Source organism: Pseudomonas sp. Marseille-P9899 (genome assembly GCF_903166565.1).
Lineage (GTDB): Bacteria > Pseudomonadota > Gammaproteobacteria > Pseudomonadales > Pseudomonadaceae > Aquipseudomonas > Aquipseudomonas huaxiensis.
Genome location: NZ_CAESCG010000001.1, coordinates 186,602 through 204,644 on the forward strand (window position 1 = coordinate 186,602; position 18,043 = coordinate 204,644).

Sequence of the window (18,043 nt, forward strand, 5' to 3'; positions counted from 1 at the left end):
TAAGTAGGAGGGATCAGAGCGCCTTGGCCCAGTCGCGCAACAGGTACTTCTGGATCTTGCCGGTGGAGGTCTTCGGCAGCTCGCGGAACACCACCGTCTTGGGCAGCTTGAAGCCGGCCAGATGTTCGCGGCAGAAGGCGATGATCTCGACCTCGCGGGTGTCTTCGTAGCCGGCCTTGAGGGTGATGTACGCGCACGGCGTCTCGCCCCATTTTTCGTCCGGCCGGGCTACTACCGCGGCTTCCAGCACGGCGGGGTGGCGGTAGAGGGTGTCTTCGACTTCGATGGTGGAGATGTTCTCGCCGCCGGAAATGATGATGTCCTTGAGCCGGTCCTTGATCTCGACGTAGCCGTCCGGGTGGCAGACGGCGAGGTCGCCGGTGTGGAACCAGCCGCCGCGGAAGGCTTCGGCGGTGGCTTCCGGGTTCTTCAGGTAGCCCTTCATCACCGTGTTGCCGCGCATGAAGATCTCGCCCAGGGTGTTGCCGTCGCGGGCCACCGGTTCGAGGGTTTGCGGGTCGGCGACCATCAGGCCTTCGAGGGTGGCGTAGCGCACGCCCTGGCGCGACTTGATCCGCGCCCGTTCCTGCAACGGTTTTTCATCCCATTCGGCATGCCAGGCGCAGACGGTCACCGGGCCATACACCTCGGTCAGGCCATAAACGTGGGTGACCTTGATGCCCATTTCTTCCACGGCGCCAATCACCTTGGCCGGCGGCGCGGCGCCGGCGACCATGGCGTTGACCGGGTGATCGATCGCCGCCTTGGCCGAGTCAGGCATGTTGATCAGCGCATTGAGAACGATCGGCGCGCCGCACAGGTGAGTGACCTGATGTTCGCGGATCAGCGTAAGAATCTTCTGCGGATCGACCCGACGCAGGAACACATGCGTGCCGGCCAGCGCGGTGACGGTCCACGGGTAGCACCAGCCATTGCAGTGGAACATCGGCAGGGTCCACAGGTAGACCGGATGGTTGCCCATCGCCCAGGTCATCTGGTTGCCCAGCGAGTTGAGGTAGGCGCCGCGGTGGTGATAGACCACACCCTTGGGGTTGCCGGTGGTGCCGGAGGTGTAGTTCAGCGAGATCGCCTGCCACTCGTCCTCGGGCCAGTGCCAGGCGAACTCCGGGTCGCCCTCGGCCAGAAACGCCTCGTAGTCCAGCTCGCTGACGGCGCAGCCTTCGCCGTATTCCGGGTCATCGACATCGATCACCAGCGGCGGATGAGCCATGAGTTTCAGCGCGGCGCTGATGATCTTGTGGAATTCACGGTCGGTGATCAGCACCTTGGCTTCGCCGTGTTCGAGCATGAAGGCGATAGCCTCGGCGTCCAGGCGAACGTTGAGGGCGTTGAGCACCGCGCCGATCATTGGCACGCCGAAGTGCGCTTCGAGCATCGCCGGGATGTTTGGCAGCATGACCGCCACCGTATCGCCCTGACCGATACCGCGGCCCGCCAGGGCACTGGCCAGGCGCCGGCTGCGCTGGTAGGTTTCCTGCCAGTTGCGGCGGATCGAACCGTGGATCACGGCGGGGTACTGGCCGTAGACCGCGGCGGTGCGTTCGATGAAGCTCAGGGGGGTGAGGGCGACGTGGTTGACGGGGGCGGGCTGCAGGCCCTGGGAGAAGATCGACATGGAAAGCATTGTCCTGTGCAGGAGGCAGCCTGCCCGGACTGTGTACGGCAAGTACACGCCCTGGACGCATGCTGAAACCTCCGATGGCTGATTGTTAGCTCTATCAGGTTTCGTGGAGCAGATTCACGGGGACTGCTCCGGTGGTGCATTTTTACGCTGTTCGCCATGTTACCTGGAAGATAGACTATAGCAATATGGTACAAATACTATAAAAATCCCGGAGCAGACGCTTTGATCGCCATCCCCTCGGCCTTGCTCGACAAGGACCCGCAGCCCAGTTTGCTGCTCGATGCCGGTGCCACCCTGCGCGCGGCCAACCCCGCCATGCTCGAACAGCTCAACGGCTGGCCGCCGCAGAGCCTGGCCGTGTTGCTGCCGGCCAACCATGGCGCGCTGGTCAGTGCCTGCCTCAGCCAGCAACGGGCGATCAGCGATGTCGAGAGCCAGGCCGGCGAGCGCATTTTGCTCTGGACCTTTATCCCCGCCAGCGAAGGCCTGGTCATTGCCCGCTGCCGTGACGCCACCGCCGAGCGCCGTGCCGAACGCGAGGCCAGCCAGGCCCGCCGCCTGTACCGGCTGATTACCGAAAACACCACCGACCTGATTTCCCGGCACACGCCCGATGGCTGTTTTCTCGACGCGTCGCCAGCGTCTTATCGCCTGCTCGGCTACTGGCCGGAAGAACTGCGCGGGGTCGCCGTGCAGTCGCTGTTCCATCCCCAGGACCGCCAGCAATTCCTGCAACAGGCGGCGCAGGCGCTGGAGAAAGACGGCTACCAGACCATGACCTGCCGGGTGCGCCACCGCGATGGCCGCGACCTGTGGTTCGAGATTGCCAGCCGGGCGATCCGCGAAACCTATACCGGCGCAGTGGTGGAGATCGTCAGTGTGTCGCGGGACATCAGCGTGCGCATCGAGGCGCAGGAAAACCGTCGGCGACTGGCCGAAGTCGTCGAGGCCAACACTGATCTGGTGCTGTTCACCGACCCGGACGGGCGCCTGACCTACCTCAATCGTTCCGCGCGGCGTGCCCTCGGCTTGATGGACGTGGACGCGGTGCCGCCGCTGCGCCAACTGCTCGATGAAGACGCTCAGCAGCGCCTGGATGACGAAGGCTGGCTGTGCGCCGAGCGCGATGGCGTCTGGCAGTGCGAGGCGCGGCTGGCGCCGTACGATGGCTGCGCGGCGTTCCCGGTGTCGCTGGTGTTGCTGGCGCACAGCGCCGCCGGCGGCGAGCGTTATTACTCGCTGGTTGCCCGCGACATGACCGAGCGCGAGCTGCGCGAGACCCAGCAGCGTCGCCACCAGGACGAACTGGCCCACACCGCGCGGCTGGTGACCCTCGGCGAACTGGCGTCCGGCATCGCCCACGAAATCAACCAGCCGCTGGCGTCGGTGCTCAATTACGCCGCCGCCAGCCAGCGTTATCTGCATGCGCTCGATCGTGACCCACAGGCGGCGGGCCGGGTTGCCCAAGGCTTGCAGCGCATCAGCGAACAGGCGACCCACGCCGCCGAAGTGATCAAGCGCCTGCGCGCCTTCCTGCGCAAGGAGCCGCGGCGCCTGCAGGCGCTGTCGGTCGCCCAGGTGGCGCGCGAGGCGGTGCGCCTGTGTGCCTGGGAAGCCAATCACGCGCAGGTGACGATCGAGCAGCGAATGACGGACAATCTGCCGCCGGTCTACGCCGACCGGGTGCTGCTGGAGCAGGTACTGCTCAATCTGCTGCGCAACGCCATCGACGCCAACCGCGAGAAACAGCCGGGCCAGCCTTCGCGGATCGTGCTCAGCGGTGAACAGGAGGGCGGCTGGCTGTTGATCCAGGTGATCGACCAGGGCCCGGGCGTGGCGCTGGACCGACTGGACGGGATCTTCACCCCGTTCACCACCAGCAAGCCTGAAGGGCTGGGCCTCGGCCTGAGCATGAGCCGCAGCATCGTCGAAGGCTTTGGCGGCACCTTGCAGGCCGGTCCGAGCGACGGCGGTGGATTGATTTTGAGCTGTCGGCTGGCGCCGGCGGCAAGTGTTTGAACAAGGGGATTTTCATGCAGGATCCGAAGGTCTATGTGGTCGACGACGACCAGGGCATGCTCGACTCCACGGTCTGGCTGCTCGAATCCGTCGGCCTCAAGGCGCTGCCCTTCACCAGTGGCCAGGCGTTTCTCGATGCCTGCGAGGGCGACTTGCCGGCCTGCGTGCTGCTCGACGTGCGCATGCCCGGCATGGGCGGGTTGAGTGTTCAGGAAGCGCTGCGCGCGCGCGGCGTTGACCTGCCGGTGATCTTCGTCAGTGGCCACGCCGATGTGCCGATCGTGGTGCGGGCGTTCAAGGCCGGCGCCTGCGATTTCATCGAAAAGCCCTACAACGACCAGCTGCTGCTGGACAGCGTTCAGGAAGCCTTGGGCCGGTCATCGAAAGTCCAGGTGGGAAGCCGCCAGCGCGACACGGTGCAGGCGCGGATCGACAGCCTCACCCCGCGCGAGCGGGACGTGTTCCTGCCGCTGGTGCAGGGCTACACCAACCGCGAGATTGCCGAGCAACTCGAGGTCAGCGTGAAGACCGTGGATTTGTACCGGTCGCGGGTGATGAAGCGAATGCAGGCCGAGCATCTGCCTGATCTGGTGGGGATGGCGATTGCCTGTTCGCTGGTGGATCCGTTGCAGTTGCGGTGAGGCATCAGGGGCCTCATCGCGGTTTTGCCGCGATGAGGCCCGAATAGTCAGAAACGATCTTCAGCTCAAGGCCGGCGACCCAGCAGCAACCCCACCACCAGCCCGAAGCCCGCCGAAATCGCCACGGTCTGCCACGGATGGCCGCCAATGTAGGTCTCGGTGGCGTCCACCACCGGCTTGACCTGGTCGCGCACGCTGCCTACTGCGTTACTTGCCTGCTTGAGTTTGAGCTGCAACTGCGCGCGCAGGGTCTCGGCTTCTTCGCCGACCAGCGCAGCGCTCTCGTTGAGCAGCTTTTCCGATTCTTCGATCAGTGCCTGCAAATCACTGAACGCTTGATCCTTGATTTGCTCGCTTTCGCTGTGCAGGGTGCTTTTCCTCGCCATGAATACTTCCTCGGGTAAGTGATGGACCTACTGAATGGAGTGTCCGTCTGTACGGAAAGTTGCAGTGGTTTGCCGGGCGTCGGCGGCTACAGTGTAAGATAGCGGCCATTTTCACGCGGCAGGAATTACCCCCATGAGTTTCAATCTGGCCAACAAGAGCTTCGCCGAGCGGGCGGAGATCGAGGATGAGAAAGCGCGGCTGTTCGAGCTGTGGCAGACCAACCTGGCCAAGGCCAAGGGCGAAGCAGCCCGCATGATTGGCGAGAAGCCGCGGCGCAAGGGCAAGTGGGCCGAGTGGGTGCGCGCGGAGCTGGATGGCATGACGCCGCCGGAATTCGCCAACATGGTACGCAGCGAGATCAACAAGCTGATGGCGGCGGCCAGCGCCGGGAAGTCCTGATCCAGGCTATTCCTTACTCTTGAGGCCGGGCGCGCCCTGCGCTCGGTCTCGACACCCCTCCTAAAATCCGACACAAAAACCAGACCCCCTCGCTCAAGATTGAAATTCGGACACGTTATGAAAGATAATGCCTCCCATTAACGTCCGATAACCCCTCCCACCGGCGATCCCTCTTCCTATGCTGACGTCTCCCGTGTCCGGGCTGCTGGCCAGTTTCCAGGAACACTACGATGAGCTGTTGCAGTTCCTGACCCGGCGCATGAACGACCGCCAGCGCGCGGCCGATGTCGCCCAGGAAACCTACCTCAAGCTGGTGAAGATCGAGCAGCAGGCGCTGCCGGTGCTGCATGCGCGCAGTTTCATTTTCCGCGTCGCCGGTAACCTGGCCATCGACACCTTGCGCCGCGAGCAACGCCAGGAGAGCAACCTCGGCGACAGCGACGCCGCAGCGCAAATGGCTTGCCCGGCGCCCGCACCGGAGGCGGCGCTGCTGGCCCGGGAGCGTCTGGAAATCCTTGATGAAGCCTTGTTGCAACTGTCGGAAAACGCCCGTCAGGCGCTGTTGCTCAATCGCGTCGAGGGCCTGACCCAGGCGCAGATTGCACAACGACTGGGCGTTTCCGAGAGCATGGTGGCAAAATACATCGGCCAGGCCCTGCGCCATTGCCGGGACTGGCTCAAGCACAACCATGACTGAAGCCTCCATGTCCGAACCGCAGCCACTGACCGACCTTTCCGACGATGCCATCGACTGGCAGGTCCTGTTGCATTCGGGCAACGCCAGCCAGGCCGACCGCGAGCGCTACCAGCGCTGGCGCGGGCTCAGCGCCGAACACCTGGCCGCCGCCGAAGAGGCCGAAGCGCTGTGGGGCGATCTCGGTCACACCCAGGCCGCGATGCAACTGCCGAAGGCCCCGCGTCGTCGCCACTGGGGTTCGGCCATCGCCGCCTCGCTGCTGGCGGCCATGCTCGGCTACGGCGGCTGGCAGCAGGCCCGGCGCTGCTGGCCGATTACCACACCAGCACCGGCGAGCGCCGCACCATCACCCTGGAAGATGGCTCGAAGGTCACCCTCAACAGCGCCAGTGCGCTGTCGGTGAATTTCAGCGGCGAGCGCCGCACAGTGTCGCTCAAGGCGGGCGAGGCGTTGTTCGAGCCGGCCGCGGACCCGCGCCCCTTCGTGGTAGACAGCGGTGCCGAGGCGGTGCAGGGCAGCGACGCGGTGTTCAGCGTGCGTCGGCAGGGCAGCGTCAACAGCGTGGTGGTCAGCCGTGGCGAAGCGCAGGTTGGCGAGCGGCGCGTGGCGGTCAGCCCCGACGCCCAGGCCCAGACTGCCTGGCAACGCGGCAAGCTGATCTTCAATGGCCGGCCGCTGCGCGAAGTGATCGCTGAACTTGAGCGCTACCAGCACGGGCGCATCCTGATCTCCGACAGCCAGGTGGGCGCGCTGCAGGTCAGCGGCGTGTTCGACCTCAACGATCCCCATGCGCTGCTGCGCACCCTCGAACAGCGCTATGCGCTGAAGGTCACCTACCTGCCGTGGTTGGCCGTGCTCTACTGATTTTTTCCGGGCGAAAATAATTTCGGAAAGTCACTGCAAGTTCTTCGACGCCAGATCGTCGTAGTGGGACTGATCAGCAATCCGTTCTCATTTACGTTTACCTGTCTGGAAGAAAACAGTGAAAGGTCCGTTCAACTCCGCCGCGCGTTCCACCGACTATTTCAAGCATGCCGTGCTGGCATCCTCCGTTGCCGCCGCGTTGCTCGGCGCCGTTGCCGTGCAGGCCGCCGAGGCCGTCGCCCCGGTACAGGCCGCCGCTTCGCAGGCCCGCCAGGTCAGCCTCGACCTGCCAGCGCAAAGCCTCGACCAGACCCTGACCCGCTTCGCCGACCAGGCCGATTTGCACCTGCTGTTCACCACCAGCGATGTCGCCGGGCTGTCCAGCACCGGGCTGCGCGGCACCTTCAGCATCGAAGACACGTTGCAACGGCTGCTGGCCGGCAGCGGCATGAGCTGGCAATTCAGCGACGCGCGCACGGTGATCCTGCGCAAGGGCGAGCCGCAGGCCAGCGTCAGCCTCAAGCCGATCGAGGTCAGCGTCGCCTCGCGTACCAGCACTTCCATCAGTGAAATCCCTGGCACCGTCTGGGTGGTCGACCAGGAGCAACTGAAAGAACAGATCAGCAGCGGCGTGAGCCTCAAGGAAGCCATCGGCAAGCTGGTGCCGGGCCTCGACCTGGCGCCGGAAGGGCGGACCAACTACGGCCAGAACATGCGCGGCCGCAACGTGCTGGTGATGATCGACGGCGTCAGCCAGAACAGCTCCCGCGGTCTGTCGCGGCAGTTCGACAGCATCTCGCCGTTCAACGTCCAGCGCGTCGAAGTGCTGTCTGGCGCCAGCGCCATTTATGGCGGCGGCGCCACCGGCGGCATCATCAACATCGTGACCAAGAAGGGTGAGCCGGGACCGGCGCGCTTCGAAACCCAGGTCGGTGCCAGCAGCGGCTTCAACAACAGCGATGACCTGTCGACCCGCGTCGCCCAGTCCATCAGCGGCGGCAACGAGCGCATCAATGGCCGCCTGGGCGTTTCCGCCGAGCAGAACGAAGCCTTCTACGACGGCGCCGGCAACCAGATCTTCATCGACAACACCCAGACCGACCTGCAATACAACCGCACCATCGACGTGATGGGCAGCCTCGGCCTGCAGTTCAACGAGCAGCAGAGCCTCGACGTGCTCGCCCAGTACTACGATTCGGGCAACCACGGCAGCACCGGGATCTTCTTTCCGCACCTGAACTACAACGCCCCGTCGGACCTGGAAAACGCCGAGCTGCGCAGCGGCTACTCCACCGACCTGGAGCCGCGCACCAAACGCCTGCTGCTCAACGCCAACTACCACCACGCCGACGTGCTCGGCCAGGACTTCTACCTGCAGGCGTCGTACCGCAAGGAAGACGACAACTTCTACCCGTTTCCCTACTACAACTCGGGCTCCCCGACCGGTTCCCGCGGCGTGTACTTCGCCGCCTCGCAGCAGAACTTCGAAGTCAGCAGCCTGAAGGCGCTGTTCGCCAAGCAGTGGGACAGCCTCAAGCTGACCTATGGCGTGGACCTCGACCGCGAACGTTTCAACGCCGAGCAGACCACCTTCGACGCCCGCACGTCGTCGAGCAGCGGCGGCCTGGACCTGAACGAGGCGAGCAAGGCGGCGCGCTATCCCAGCTACCGCGTCGATGGCGTTTCCGCCTATGCGCAACTGGACTGGCACCTCACCGATAACCTGACCCTGTCCGGCGGCGCCCGGCGCCAGCAGATGGACGTGGATGTCAGCAACTTCAAGGGCGTTCCCGGCGGCAGCAACGATTACCAGGTCAGCCTGTACAACCTCGGCGCCATCTACGACTTCAAGAACGGTCACCAGGTTTGGACCAACTACGGCGAGGGCTTTGACCTGCCGGACCCGGCCAAGTACTACGGCAAGGCCGGCATGAGCGTCGAAGACAACCCGCTGGCGGGGATCAAGAGCCGGCAGGTGGAAATGGGCTGGCGCTACGCCGACCTGGATTGGGATGCCCAGGCCGCGGTGTATTACATCTGGTCGGACAAGATCATCAACGTCGATTCGAAAACCCTGACCATCAACGTCGATGAGAAGAAGAGCCGCGACTTCGGCTTCGAAGGTGCGCTGACCCGTCACTTCGAAAGCGGCTGGGAAGCCGGCACCACCTTGCACCTGGTGCGCTCGGAAGAAGAAGACGCGAGCGGCGACTGGATCAAGCGCGACGCACGTTATGCCTCGCTGTCCAAGTCCACCGCCTTCGTTGGCTGGAAGGGCGATGGCCGCAGCGCGCGCCTGCAGGCGAACAAAGCCTTCACCCTCAAGGACGATGCCGACCACAAGATCAGCGGTTACACCACCCTTGACCTGCTGGGCAGCCAGGACACCGGCTTCGGCACCTTCAGCGCCGGTATCCAGAACCTGCTGGACAAGCAGTACAGCACCGTCTGGGGCCAGCGCGCGACGCTGTTCTATTCGCCGGTTTACGGTCCGGCCTACCTCTACGACTACCAGGGGCGCGGCCGCACCTACACCCTGACCTGGTCGCTGGCCTACTGATCCGGCCATGGCACCCGGCGAACGCGGCGGGTGCCATCAGGGCAGTCGTTCCCCCTGTAACAATATGAATTACCTCCGTGAGGTTTGCGGCTTTGTCGCGAACCTCTCGGGCCGTAGGCTATCCAACGCTTGGTGATGCCCACGTGCGGAGGTGATTGTGTTCGAACGCGCCCATTCCATCCTGATCGGTACCGCGCTGATCTTCTCGATCAGCGGCCCGCTGCTGGCCGCCACTGCCGACAACCCGCAAAACAGCCCGATCCACCGGACCAACCCCAACAGCCGCCAAGGCACGGTGCCGGCCACGCCGCCCATGCCCGGACCTTCCACTGCACCCAATCCTCGTCCGCCGACCCTGGAAAACCGTGGCATCGGCAATGGCGACAACCTGCGGCGCGAACAACAGACGCCGCGTCTGGAACCCTCCCGTCCGCCCCGCGATTCACAGCGCGCGCCGTGATCGCCCCTCGAAAGGAATCCCGCATGACTCCACGTTCCTGGCTGCTCGCCTTGGGTGCTGCCGTCCTCTTGCCGCTCGGCGCCCAGGCCGCCCCCGAACGCACCTTCCCCAGCGAAGACGGCACCCTCAAGGTCAACACCCTGGCCGAGGGCCTCAAGCATCCGTGGGCCCTGGCCTTCCTGCCGGGAACCCAGGGCATCTTGGTCACCGAACGCCAGGGCAACCTGCGGGTGATCGGCGCGGAAGGGCGGGTCGGCCCGCCCCTGAGCGGCGTGCCGGAGGTCTGGGCGCAAGGGCAGGGCGGGTTGCTCGATGTGGTGCTGTCACCCACCTTCGACAAGGACCGGCTGGTCTACCTGTCCTACGCCGAAGGCGGTGGCGACGGGGGCACGGCGGGCACCACGGTGGGGCGCGGACGGCTGTCCGCCGACCTTGCCCGGCTCGAGGATTTCAACGTGATCTTCCGCCAGGAGCCGAAGCTCTCGACCGGCAACCACTTCGGCTCGCGGCTGGTGTTCGACCGCAATGGCTACCTGTTCATCGCCTTGGGCGAGAACAACCAGCGGGCCACCTCGCAAGACCTCGACAAACTGCAGGGCAAGGTGGTGCGCATCCTGCCCGATGGCGAGATTCCCAAGGACAACCCCTTCGTCGGACAGAAGAACGTGCAGCCGGCGATCTGGTCCTATGGCCATCGCAACCAGCAGGGCGCCGCGCTCAACCCCTGGACCGGGCAGCTCTGGACCCACGAGCACGGCCCGCGTGGCGGTGACGAAATCAACATTCCCAAGCCCGGCAAGAACTACGGCTGGCCGCTGGCGACCCACGGCATCAACTACTCGCTGCTGCCGATCCCCGAGGCCAAGGGCAAGGAAGTGGAAGGGACCGTCTCGCCGCACCATGTCTGGGAGAAATCCCCGGCCATCAGCGGCATGGCTTTCTATGACAACGAGCGCTTCAAGGCTTGGGACCACAGCCTGTTCATCGGCGCGTTGGCGGCGCAGGAAGTGATTCGCCTGCAACTGAACGGCGACAAGATCGTCCACGAAGAACGGATGCTCGGACAGTTGAATGCCCGGGTCCGCGATGTGCGAGTCGGGCCGGACGGGTTCCTGTATGTACTGACGGACGAGGAAGACGGGCAGTTGTTGAAGGTCGGGTTGGCCGAGTAATTCGCGGCCGTCTGTGCGGGTCTCATCGCCGACGATGCCGGTGATGAGGCCCCCTGAAAATCCCTACACAATCCGCGTCATCCCTGATGTACCCTGTGCCCTTTTTCCCACCGAGGGCCTGCATGTCCAGCGTCAACACTCCATTGGCCCTTTACCAGCAGGCCATCACCGCCCAAGGCTTCGTCGCCGACCCCGCCCAGCAACAGGCCGCCCAGGCCCTGCAGGCCTGCTTCGAGGCTGTCGAGCGTGGTGAAGTGGCCAATGGCGTCTACCTCTGGGGCCCGGTCGGGCGTGGCAAGACCTGGCTGATGGACCAGTTCCATCGCTGCCTGACCATTCCCGCCCGGCGCCAGCACTTTCATCATTTCATGCGCTGGGTTCACCAGCGTCTGTTCCAGCTCAATGGCACCGCCGACCCGTTGCAGGCCCTGGCCTTTTCCCTGGCCGAAGAAATCCGCGTGCTGTGTTTCGATGAGCTGTTCGTCAACGACATCGGTGACGCGATCATTCTCGGCCGTCTGTTCCAGGTGCTGTTCGAGGCCGGCGTGGTGGTGGTCGCCACCTCCAACCAGCCGCCACGGCAGCTTTATGCCGATGGCTTTAACCGCGAGCGTTTCCTGCCGGCGATCGAGGCGATCGAGCGCTGCATGACCGTGGTGCCGGTTCACGGTGAGCAGGACCACCGCCTGCATCCCGGCGCGCTGCATCAGCGTTATTGGGTCCGCGATCCGGCGGCGCTGGCCAGTGTGTTCGTGCAATTGAGCGGTGACGCACCGGCGACCAGCGAAGACCTGGAAGTCGGTTATCGCACCCTCCAGGTGGTGCGCCGCAGCGACAAGGTGCTGTGGTGCGATTACCCGCAACTCTGCGAACAACCCTTGGCGGCCATGGAGTTCATGGCCCTGTGCGAGCGTTTCGACGCCATCCTGCTGGGCGGCGTGCCGGCCCTTGGCGCGCCGACGCGGCCAGGCAAGATCGCCCGCGGCACCGAGGACGCCGCCGAACGGGTGGTGGCGGGGGATCGCGAACTGCCGCAACTGTCGGTGCAGGACGACGGCGCCCGGCGCTTCATCGCACTGGTCGATGAGTGCTACGACCAGCGCGTGGCCCTGTATCTGGAAGCCGAAGTCCCGCTGGAAGATCTCTACACGCAAGGGTATCTGGAGTTCCCGTTTCGGCGGACTCTCAGCCGGCTGCGGGAGATGCAACTGCAACGCTTTTGCTGAGGGCGCGCGCAGCCTGTCATAGGCTCTGCCAGCCAAGGGTAATCATCACCAGCACCAGATAGCGCCCGCCTTTTGCCAGGGTCACCAACAGCACGAAACGCCAGAACGGCTCGCGCATGATGCCGGCGATCAAGGTCAGTGGGTCGCCGATCACCGGCATCCAGCTCAACAGCAACGACCACTGGCCATGGCGGCGGTAACGCTGCTGGGCCTTTTCCAGTTGCGCGGCGGAGAAGGGGAACCAGCGTTTGTCGCGCCAGCGCTCGATGGCTCGCCCCAGCAGCCAGTTGACGATCGAACCCAGCACATTGCCCAGCGTCGCCACCAGCCACAGGCTCGCCACGGCGGCCGGGTCGTGGAGCAGCAACCCCACCAGCACCGCCTCGGATTGCAACGGCAGCAAGGTGGCGGCGCCAAACGCCGCCAGAAAAAGACCCCAGTAACTCAACACGGCATGGCCACAATCATCGCTCGACAAGCCCAGTAGGATATTTCCCGGATATCGCCGCTGCCAGCGAGGAAATCTTTGCTGACATGATCGTTCTTGAAATAGAACGCTAAAGCGAGTTTTCGCTATCTAGTGCCAATAAGGTTCTGAATTTAATCTTCTCCCATCAACGCAAACGCAGCCGAGCGGCCTCACTATCGGGGCACGGGCCAACTAATCGTCAGGGGAATGTTGCATATGAACAGCGCCGATCAAGACAACCGCAACGTGGTAACACTGGTGATCCAGCACAAGGCTCGCGCCGACGCGCTCGCCCAGTACGAAGCCTGGCTCAAGCGCGCGGTCAGCGTCGCCCGCCAGCAGCCCGGTCACCTGGACGTCAACGTGATCCGCCCGGACGCCGATGGGCGCCACTTCACCACCGTCGTGCGCTTCGCCCAGGCGAGCCAGTTGCAGGCGTGGGTCAACTCCGCCGAGCGCCAGGCGATGATCGATGAGGTCATGCCGTTGCTGGAAGACGGCGACAACACCCAGGTCCATGACGACCCCGAATTCTGGTTCACCCCGCCCAGCGCCGGCGCGCCACAGCCACCGCGCTGGAAACAGGCACTGCTGACGTACCTGGTGATCTGCCCGATGACCTTTCTGATCCCGGCGCTGCTGGCGCCGCTGTTCGCGCAGTTCCCGCTGCTGGGTGGGCGGATCATCGGCAACATGATTGGCAACCTGTTCGTCATTTTGCCGGTGGTATTTTTCATCATGCCCTGGCTGACCCGTCGCACCGCCGCCTGGCTGCGCGCCTGAACGTTTTCAACACCCTGAACTCAAGACTCAAACCACCTGTTTCCCGGAGATACCACTATGAGCACTCTCGTTACCCGTGATGGCACCGCGATCTATTACAAAGACTGGGGCAGCGGCAAGCCCGTACTGTTCAGCCACGGCTGGCCGCTGGATGCCGACATGTGGGATGTGCAGATGGAGTTCCTGGCCAGCCGCGGCTACCGCGCCATCGCCTTCGACCGCCGTGGTTTCGGTCGGTCCAGCCAACCGTGGAACGGTTACGACTACGACACCTTCGCCGATGATATCGCCCAGTTGATCGAGCACCTCGACCTGCGCGACATCACCCTGGTGGGCTTCTCCATGGGCGGCGGCGATGTCACTCGCTACATCGCCCGGCATGGCAGCGAGCGCGTCGCTGGCCTGGTGTTGCTCGGCGCGGTGACCCCGCTGTTCATCAAGACCGCCGACAACCCCGATGGCGTCGACAAATCGGTATTCGACGGCATCAAGGCCGGCCTACGTGCCGACCGCGCCCAGTTCATCGCCGACTTTGCCGCGCCGTTCTATGGCATCAACCATGGGCAGCAGGTGTCCCAGGGCGTGCAGGCCCAGACGCTGAACATCGCGTTGATGGCGTCGCTCAAGGGCACCCTGGATTGCGTGACCGCATTCTCGGAAACCGACTTCCGTCCGGACATGGCGAAGATCGACGTACCGACCTTGGTGATCCACGGTGACGACGACCAGATCGTGCCGTTCGAAACCACCGGCAAGAAGGCCGCGGAGATGATTCGCGGGGCGGAACTGACGGTGTACAGCGGTGCGCCGCACGGGTTCGCGGTGACCCATGCGCAGCAGTTGAATGACGATTTGCTGGCGTTTTTGTCGCGGTAAGTCGGGTTCACGGCCACAAGGCCAAAATAATTCGAGGCGAGGATCGGGCGCGGGCTGCCTAGTCCTCGCCTTGATCGTTTTGGCGCCCTTGAGATCGAGCGCCGTCACTACCCTGTGGGAGTGGATTCATCCACGAAGGGCCGCACAGCGGCCCCAAAACCATCCAGCACGAGATGGCTGTCTATTTCCGGCGTTTCTTTCGACCTCAGAGTGCTTGAATGTGAGATCCAGTCTAGACAGAAACAGTGTGCTGGATGGTTTTAGGGCCGCTGTGCGGCCCTTCGCGGATGAATCCGCTCCCACATTCGCGGTGACCTGACGCCCTGTATTGTCTGCGAGATGTGTAGATACTTATGCAGCGATGCGTCGCTCAGGCGGAGCTCGATCCCATCAATACCGAAAATCCTCAGGCATCCTCCCCACTCACGCCATATCGCTCTGCGCAAACTCCTCCGCCAGGTGGTCAATCAGCGAGCGCACCGACGGCAGCAGCCCGCGCCGCGACGGGAAGATGGCATGGACAATCCCGCAACGCGGATGCCACTCCGGCAACAACTCCACCAGCCGTCCCTCGGCCAGGTCTTCACGCACTGCGACCCGCGGCAAATGCGCGATGCCCACCCCCGCAACCACGAAGTGACGCAAGGCGAACAAATCATCGGTGACCATCCGTGGTTTGTGCGGGATCACCAGGCTGGTGCTCATGTCCTCGCCCTGAAACAGCTCCCACTGGTATTCGCGCTGGGCGCTGCCCCAGTGAACGCTGGGCAACTGGCTGAGCATCTGCGGATCGAAACCCTTCGGCAAACGCTCGAGAAGCGCGGGCTGACCCACCAGGCATTGGGTGCTGTTGCTCAGCACCTTCATCACCATGTCGGTGTTCTCCAGCGGCGGAAAGCGCACCCGCAACGCTACGTCGACGCCTTCGTGAAGCAGGTCGACGCGGCGGTTGGTGCTCTCGATGAACAGTTCAACCCGTGGGTACTTGAGCATATAGCGGGTCAGCATCGGGCCGACCCAGGAGTTGAGCAGGGTGGTGGGGCAACTGATTCGCACCAGGCCGCGGGGTTCGCTGAGGTTGCGCGCGATGACTTCCGCCGCGCCTTCGGCCTCGACCCGCATGGCCGTGCAACGGCGGTAATACTCCTGGCCGATTTCGGTCAGCGAGCAATGGCGGCTGGTGCGGTGCAGCAGGCGAACGCCCAGCCGCTCTTCAAGGTCGGCGATGCGCCGGCTGAGCTTTGACTTGGGCATGTCCAGCGCCCGCCCGGCTGGGGCGAAGCCGCCGTGTTCGACCACTTGGGTGAAGTAATAGAGGGAGTTGAGGTCTTCCAAGGATCGTTCTCCGGCTGGAACGCTTGTGGAAAACCGGGGAGTCTATCTCAGCAAAGGTGATCTTTCAGGTCTCTTGAGCTCTCAGAGGGTAGGTTGCTGTAGGAGCAAGCTTCGCTCCTACAGCAGGGCTCGGTTCAATCCACATCCGCCTCGAACAGCCGCTCCAGGTCTAGTCGCGCCTCCTGGGCGGTCTGCATCACCTTGGCCTTGTCGTCGCGGACCCGCCCCTGGACGCTGAGCACTTCCTCGTCATGTCGGGTAAAGCGCTGGATGCGATCAGCCGCCTGCGCCTCGCTCAAACCCAGCCCCACCAGCGTCAGCCGGCTCATTTCCAGGCTGGAGTGGAAGGTCTCGCGGATCGGTTCGGCGCCCACGTCCACCAGCTTGTGCACATGCTGGCGGTTACGCGCCCGGGCGATGACCTTTAGGTGCGGATACAACTGCTTGACCCGTGCGGCGGTGCGGGTGGTGATCTCCGGGTCGTCGGTGGTGATGACGAAGTATTCGGCCTCGCCGACCTTGGCCGCATGCAGCACTTCGGGGCGCTGCGGGTCGCCGTAGAACACCGGCGCCTGTTCGAACATGCGCGTCATTTCGATGGCATCCACCGACGTTTCCAGGGCAACGAAGGGAATCTTCTGTGCGCGCAGGATGCGCGCGATGATCTGGCCCATGCGGCCCATGCCGACAATCACTACCCGCGGTGCATCGGTGGCGATGTCCTTGTACTGCTCCGGCACTTCGCGGGGCGCCTGCGGGCGTTTACCGAGACGGGCGCAACCCAGCAGCAATAGCGGGGTGATGGCCATGGACAAGGTGATGGTCATCAGCAGCAGGTCGAAGGTCTGGGCGTCGAACAGGCCCTGGTCGCGGCCCAGCTTGAACACCACGAAGGCGAATTCGCCGCCCGCCGCCAGCACCACGCCGAGGCGCAGGGCGCTGACATTGCTCAGCCCACCGGCAAGGCGCCCGACCAGCATCAACAACGGCAGCTTCACGCCCACCAGCAACAGGGTCAGGCCAAGCACCACCAGCGGCATCTGCACCAGCAGGCTAAGGTTGGCGCCCATGCCCACGCTGATGAAGAACAGCCCCAGCAGCAGGCCCTTGAACGGTTCGATCTGCGATTCCAGCTCATGCCGGTATTCCGAATCGGCCAGCAACAGCCCGGCGAGAAACGCGCCGAGCGCCATGGAAATCCCGGCTTCTTCCATCAGCCAGGCGGTGCCGATGACCACCAGCAGCGCGGTGGCGGTGGACACTTCCGGCAAGCCGGTGCGGGCCACGGTGCGGAACAGCGGGCGCAGCAGGTAACGGCCGCCGACGATGACAATGGCGATGCTGCCGAACACTTTCAGACCGTGCTCAAGGCTGTCGCCGTGGCTGGTGTCCGGGCCGCTGGCGGCCAGCAATGGCACCAGGGCGATCAGCGGAATCGCGGCGATGTCCTGGAACAGCAGGATGGCAAACGCCAACCGGCCATGAGGCGCGTTGAGTTGTTTGCTTTCGGCCAGGCTTTGCAGGCCGAAGGCGGTGGACGACAGCGCCAGGCCCAGGCCAAGCACCAGCGCGGCCGGTAGCGACTGGGCAAAGCCGAACAGGGCGATGGCGCCGATCACCGCGCCGGTCAGCAGCACTTGCGCCAGGCCGACGCCGAACACCGACTTGCGCATCAGCCACAGCCGACGCGGCGACAGTTCCAGGCCAATGATGAACAGGAGTAGGACCACGCCCAGCTCGGAAATGTGCGCAACGCTTTGCGTGTCGCGAATCAGCCCCAGCGCCTGCGGACCAATGACCACGCCGGCCAGCAGGTAGCCGAGCACGGCGCCGAGTTGCAGGCGCTTGGCCAGGGGGACGGTGATGACTGCGGCGACGAGAAAAATCACTGCGGTTTGCAGCAGGCTGCCTTCGTGTGGCATCGCTCGGACTCCATGAGCTGCATGAGGCAGCGTTGAAAAAAGAGCCTGCATTTTGGCGTCGGGGTCAGGGTCGGACAATCTGTCTGAATGGCGACAGATCGTCCACCTGAGAGGGACAGTAAGCGGCTTGCAGCTTACTTGTACTGCGCGACCACTTCGTCCTTGCCGTCGGTGGTCAGGCCGATCACCTGGTAGGCGTCCTTGTGGTCGCCCATTTCCATGCCGGGCGAGCCCATCGGCATACCGGGCACGGCCAGGCCGCGCAGGTCAGGGCGCTTGGCCAGGACCGAAATCTGCTCCGCCGGCACATGGCCTTCGACGAACTTGCCGTCGATCACGCCGGTGTGGCACGAAGCCAGGCGCGGCGCCACGCCGAGACGCTGCTTGACCGCGCTCATGTTCGGCTCGACATGGTCGTTGACGGTGTAGCCGTTGTCGCGCAGGTGGGTGATCCATTCCTTGCAGCAGCCGCAATTGGGGTCGCGGTAGACATCGATGGTCTGGCCGGCCTGGGCCAGGGTGCTCATGGCCAGCAGGCCGAGGGCGGCGAGGTTGTTTTTCAGCATGGGTTGTCTCCTTGGAATTCTG

At 64.2% G+C, this 18,043-nt stretch carries 15 protein-coding genes and 2 pseudogenes; 11 read left to right on the top strand and 6 right to left on the bottom strand.

Annotated elements, in window-relative coordinates:
- Positions 1–13: 13 nt before the first annotated feature.
- Positions 14–1,636 carry an acyl-CoA synthetase gene (locus HWV67_RS00910; RefSeq protein ID WP_110972240.1) on the bottom strand — a complete coding sequence of 541 codons (1,623 nt, stop codon included), beginning with the start codon at positions 1,634–1,636 and terminating at the stop codon, positions 14–16.
- A gap of 231 nt (positions 1,637–1,867) precedes the next feature.
- Between HWV67_RS00910 and HWV67_RS00915 the strand changes: the two genes are divergently transcribed.
- Positions 1,868–3,664 (top strand): PAS domain S-box protein, encoded by a 1,797-nt coding sequence (locus HWV67_RS00915; RefSeq protein ID WP_175649534.1) that lies wholly within the window; start codon positions 1,868–1,870, stop codon positions 3,662–3,664.
- Positions 3,665–3,678: 14 nt separating this feature from the next.
- The gene (locus HWV67_RS00920; protein WP_095157148.1) at positions 3,679–4,305 is read left to right on the top strand and encodes a response regulator transcription factor; all 627 of its coding nucleotides are present in this window, start codon (positions 3,679–3,681) and stop codon (positions 4,303–4,305) included.
- Between the two features lie 65 nt (positions 4,306–4,370).
- On the opposite strand, the gene HWV67_RS00925 is transcribed toward HWV67_RS00920, so the two are convergent.
- Entirely contained in the window at positions 4,371–4,691 is a 321-nt protein-coding gene (locus tag HWV67_RS00925; protein ID WP_095157149.1) for a DUF883 family protein, read from the bottom strand.
- A 133-nt stretch (positions 4,692–4,824) separates the two neighbouring features.
- Here HWV67_RS00925 and HWV67_RS00930 point away from each other — a divergent pair, with 133 nt between their 5' ends.
- From HWV67_RS00930 to zapE, 7 genes and pseudogenes are all read left to right on the top strand, one after another.
- Positions 4,825–5,091 (top strand): hypothetical protein, encoded by a 267-nt coding sequence (locus HWV67_RS00930; protein ID WP_175649535.1) that lies wholly within the window; start codon positions 4,825–4,827, stop codon positions 5,089–5,091.
- Positions 5,092–5,269: 178 nt separating this feature from the next.
- A pseudogene (locus HWV67_RS00935) lies at positions 5,270–5,776 on the top strand (RNA polymerase sigma factor); the annotation flags it as partial.
- Between the two features lie 4 nt (positions 5,777–5,780).
- Positions 5,781–6,652, top strand: a pseudogene (locus HWV67_RS00940) (FecR family protein).
- Positions 6,653–6,770: 118 nt separating this feature from the next.
- Entirely contained in the window at positions 6,771–9,212 is a 2,442-nt protein-coding gene (locus tag HWV67_RS00945) for a TonB-dependent siderophore receptor (protein WP_175649536.1), read from the top strand.
- A 178-nt stretch (positions 9,213–9,390) separates the two neighbouring features.
- Complete coding sequence (locus HWV67_RS00950) at positions 9,391–9,672, top strand: hypothetical protein (RefSeq protein WP_371929278.1); 282 nt, start codon at positions 9,391–9,393, stop codon at positions 9,670–9,672.
- A 23-nt stretch (positions 9,673–9,695) separates the two neighbouring features.
- Positions 9,696–10,844 carry a PQQ-dependent sugar dehydrogenase gene (locus HWV67_RS00955; RefSeq protein WP_175649538.1) on the top strand — a complete coding sequence of 383 codons (1,149 nt, stop codon included), beginning with the start codon at positions 9,696–9,698 and terminating at the stop codon, positions 10,842–10,844.
- A 122-nt stretch (positions 10,845–10,966) separates the two neighbouring features.
- The gene (zapE, locus tag HWV67_RS00960) at positions 10,967–12,070 is read left to right on the top strand and encodes a cell division protein ZapE (protein ID WP_175649539.1); all 1,104 of its coding nucleotides are present in this window, start codon (positions 10,967–10,969) and stop codon (positions 12,068–12,070) included.
- A gap of 16 nt (positions 12,071–12,086) precedes the next feature.
- On the opposite strand, the gene HWV67_RS00965 is transcribed toward zapE, so the two are convergent.
- A complete protein-coding gene (locus HWV67_RS00965; protein ID WP_175649540.1) occupies positions 12,087–12,521 on the bottom strand; it encodes a YqaA family protein in 435 nt (144 codons plus the stop codon).
- A gap of 234 nt (positions 12,522–12,755) precedes the next feature.
- Between HWV67_RS00965 and HWV67_RS00970 the strand changes: the two genes are divergently transcribed.
- Complete coding sequence (locus tag HWV67_RS00970; RefSeq protein WP_175649541.1) at positions 12,756–13,322, top strand: antibiotic biosynthesis monooxygenase; 567 nt, start codon at positions 12,756–12,758, stop codon at positions 13,320–13,322.
- A 57-nt stretch (positions 13,323–13,379) separates the two neighbouring features.
- On the top strand, positions 13,380–14,198 hold the full coding sequence (locus HWV67_RS00975; protein ID WP_110972251.1) for an alpha/beta fold hydrolase: 819 nt from the start codon (positions 13,380–13,382) through the stop codon (positions 14,196–14,198).
- A gap of 423 nt (positions 14,199–14,621) precedes the next feature.
- Here HWV67_RS00975 and HWV67_RS00980 read toward each other — a convergent pair whose 3' ends face one another.
- The 3 genes from HWV67_RS00980 to HWV67_RS00990 form a co-directional block, all read right to left on the bottom strand.
- Positions 14,622–15,533, bottom strand: a complete 912-nt coding sequence (locus HWV67_RS00980; protein WP_110972252.1) for a LysR substrate-binding domain-containing protein — start codon at positions 15,531–15,533, stop codon at positions 14,622–14,624.
- A 134-nt stretch (positions 15,534–15,667) separates the two neighbouring features.
- The gene (locus HWV67_RS00985; RefSeq protein ID WP_175649542.1) at positions 15,668–17,455 is read right to left on the bottom strand and encodes a monovalent cation:proton antiporter-2 (CPA2) family protein; all 1,788 of its coding nucleotides are present in this window, start codon (positions 17,453–17,455) and stop codon (positions 15,668–15,670) included.
- Positions 17,456–17,589: 134 nt separating this feature from the next.
- Positions 17,590–18,021, bottom strand: coding sequence for a DUF411 domain-containing protein (locus HWV67_RS00990; protein ID WP_110972254.1), 432 nt, complete (start codon positions 18,019–18,021; stop codon positions 17,590–17,592).
- Positions 18,022–18,043: the final 22 nt, after the last annotated feature.

Bases quoted from the DNA above. Each gene is read 5' to 3' on its own strand.
- HWV67_RS00910 (WP_110972240.1), bottom strand. From the start codon at position 1,636: ATGTCGATCTTCTCCCAGGGCCTGCAGCCCGCCCCCGTCAACCACGTC.
- HWV67_RS00920 (WP_095157148.1), top strand. From the start codon at position 3,679: ATGCAGGATCCGAAGGTCTATGTGGTCGACGACGACCAGGGCATGCTC.
- HWV67_RS00925 (WP_095157149.1), bottom strand. From the start codon at position 4,691: ATGGCGAGGAAAAGCACCCTGCACAGCGAAAGCGAGCAAATCAAGGAT.
- HWV67_RS00930 (WP_175649535.1), top strand. From the start codon at position 4,825: ATGAGTTTCAATCTGGCCAACAAGAGCTTCGCCGAGCGGGCGGAGATC.
- HWV67_RS00955 (WP_175649538.1), top strand. From the start codon at position 9,696: ATGACTCCACGTTCCTGGCTGCTCGCCTTGGGTGCTGCCGTCCTCTTG.
- zapE (WP_175649539.1), top strand. From the start codon at position 10,967: ATGTCCAGCGTCAACACTCCATTGGCCCTTTACCAGCAGGCCATCACC.
- HWV67_RS00970 (WP_175649541.1), top strand. From the start codon at position 12,756: ATGAACAGCGCCGATCAAGACAACCGCAACGTGGTAACACTGGTGATC.
- HWV67_RS00975 (WP_110972251.1), top strand. From the start codon at position 13,380: ATGAGCACTCTCGTTACCCGTGATGGCACCGCGATCTATTACAAAGAC.
- HWV67_RS00985 (WP_175649542.1), bottom strand. From the start codon at position 17,455: ATGCCACACGAAGGCAGCCTGCTGCAAACCGCAGTGATTTTTCTCGTC.
- HWV67_RS00990 (WP_110972254.1), bottom strand. From the start codon at position 18,021: ATGCTGAAAAACAACCTCGCCGCCCTCGGCCTGCTGGCCATGAGCACC.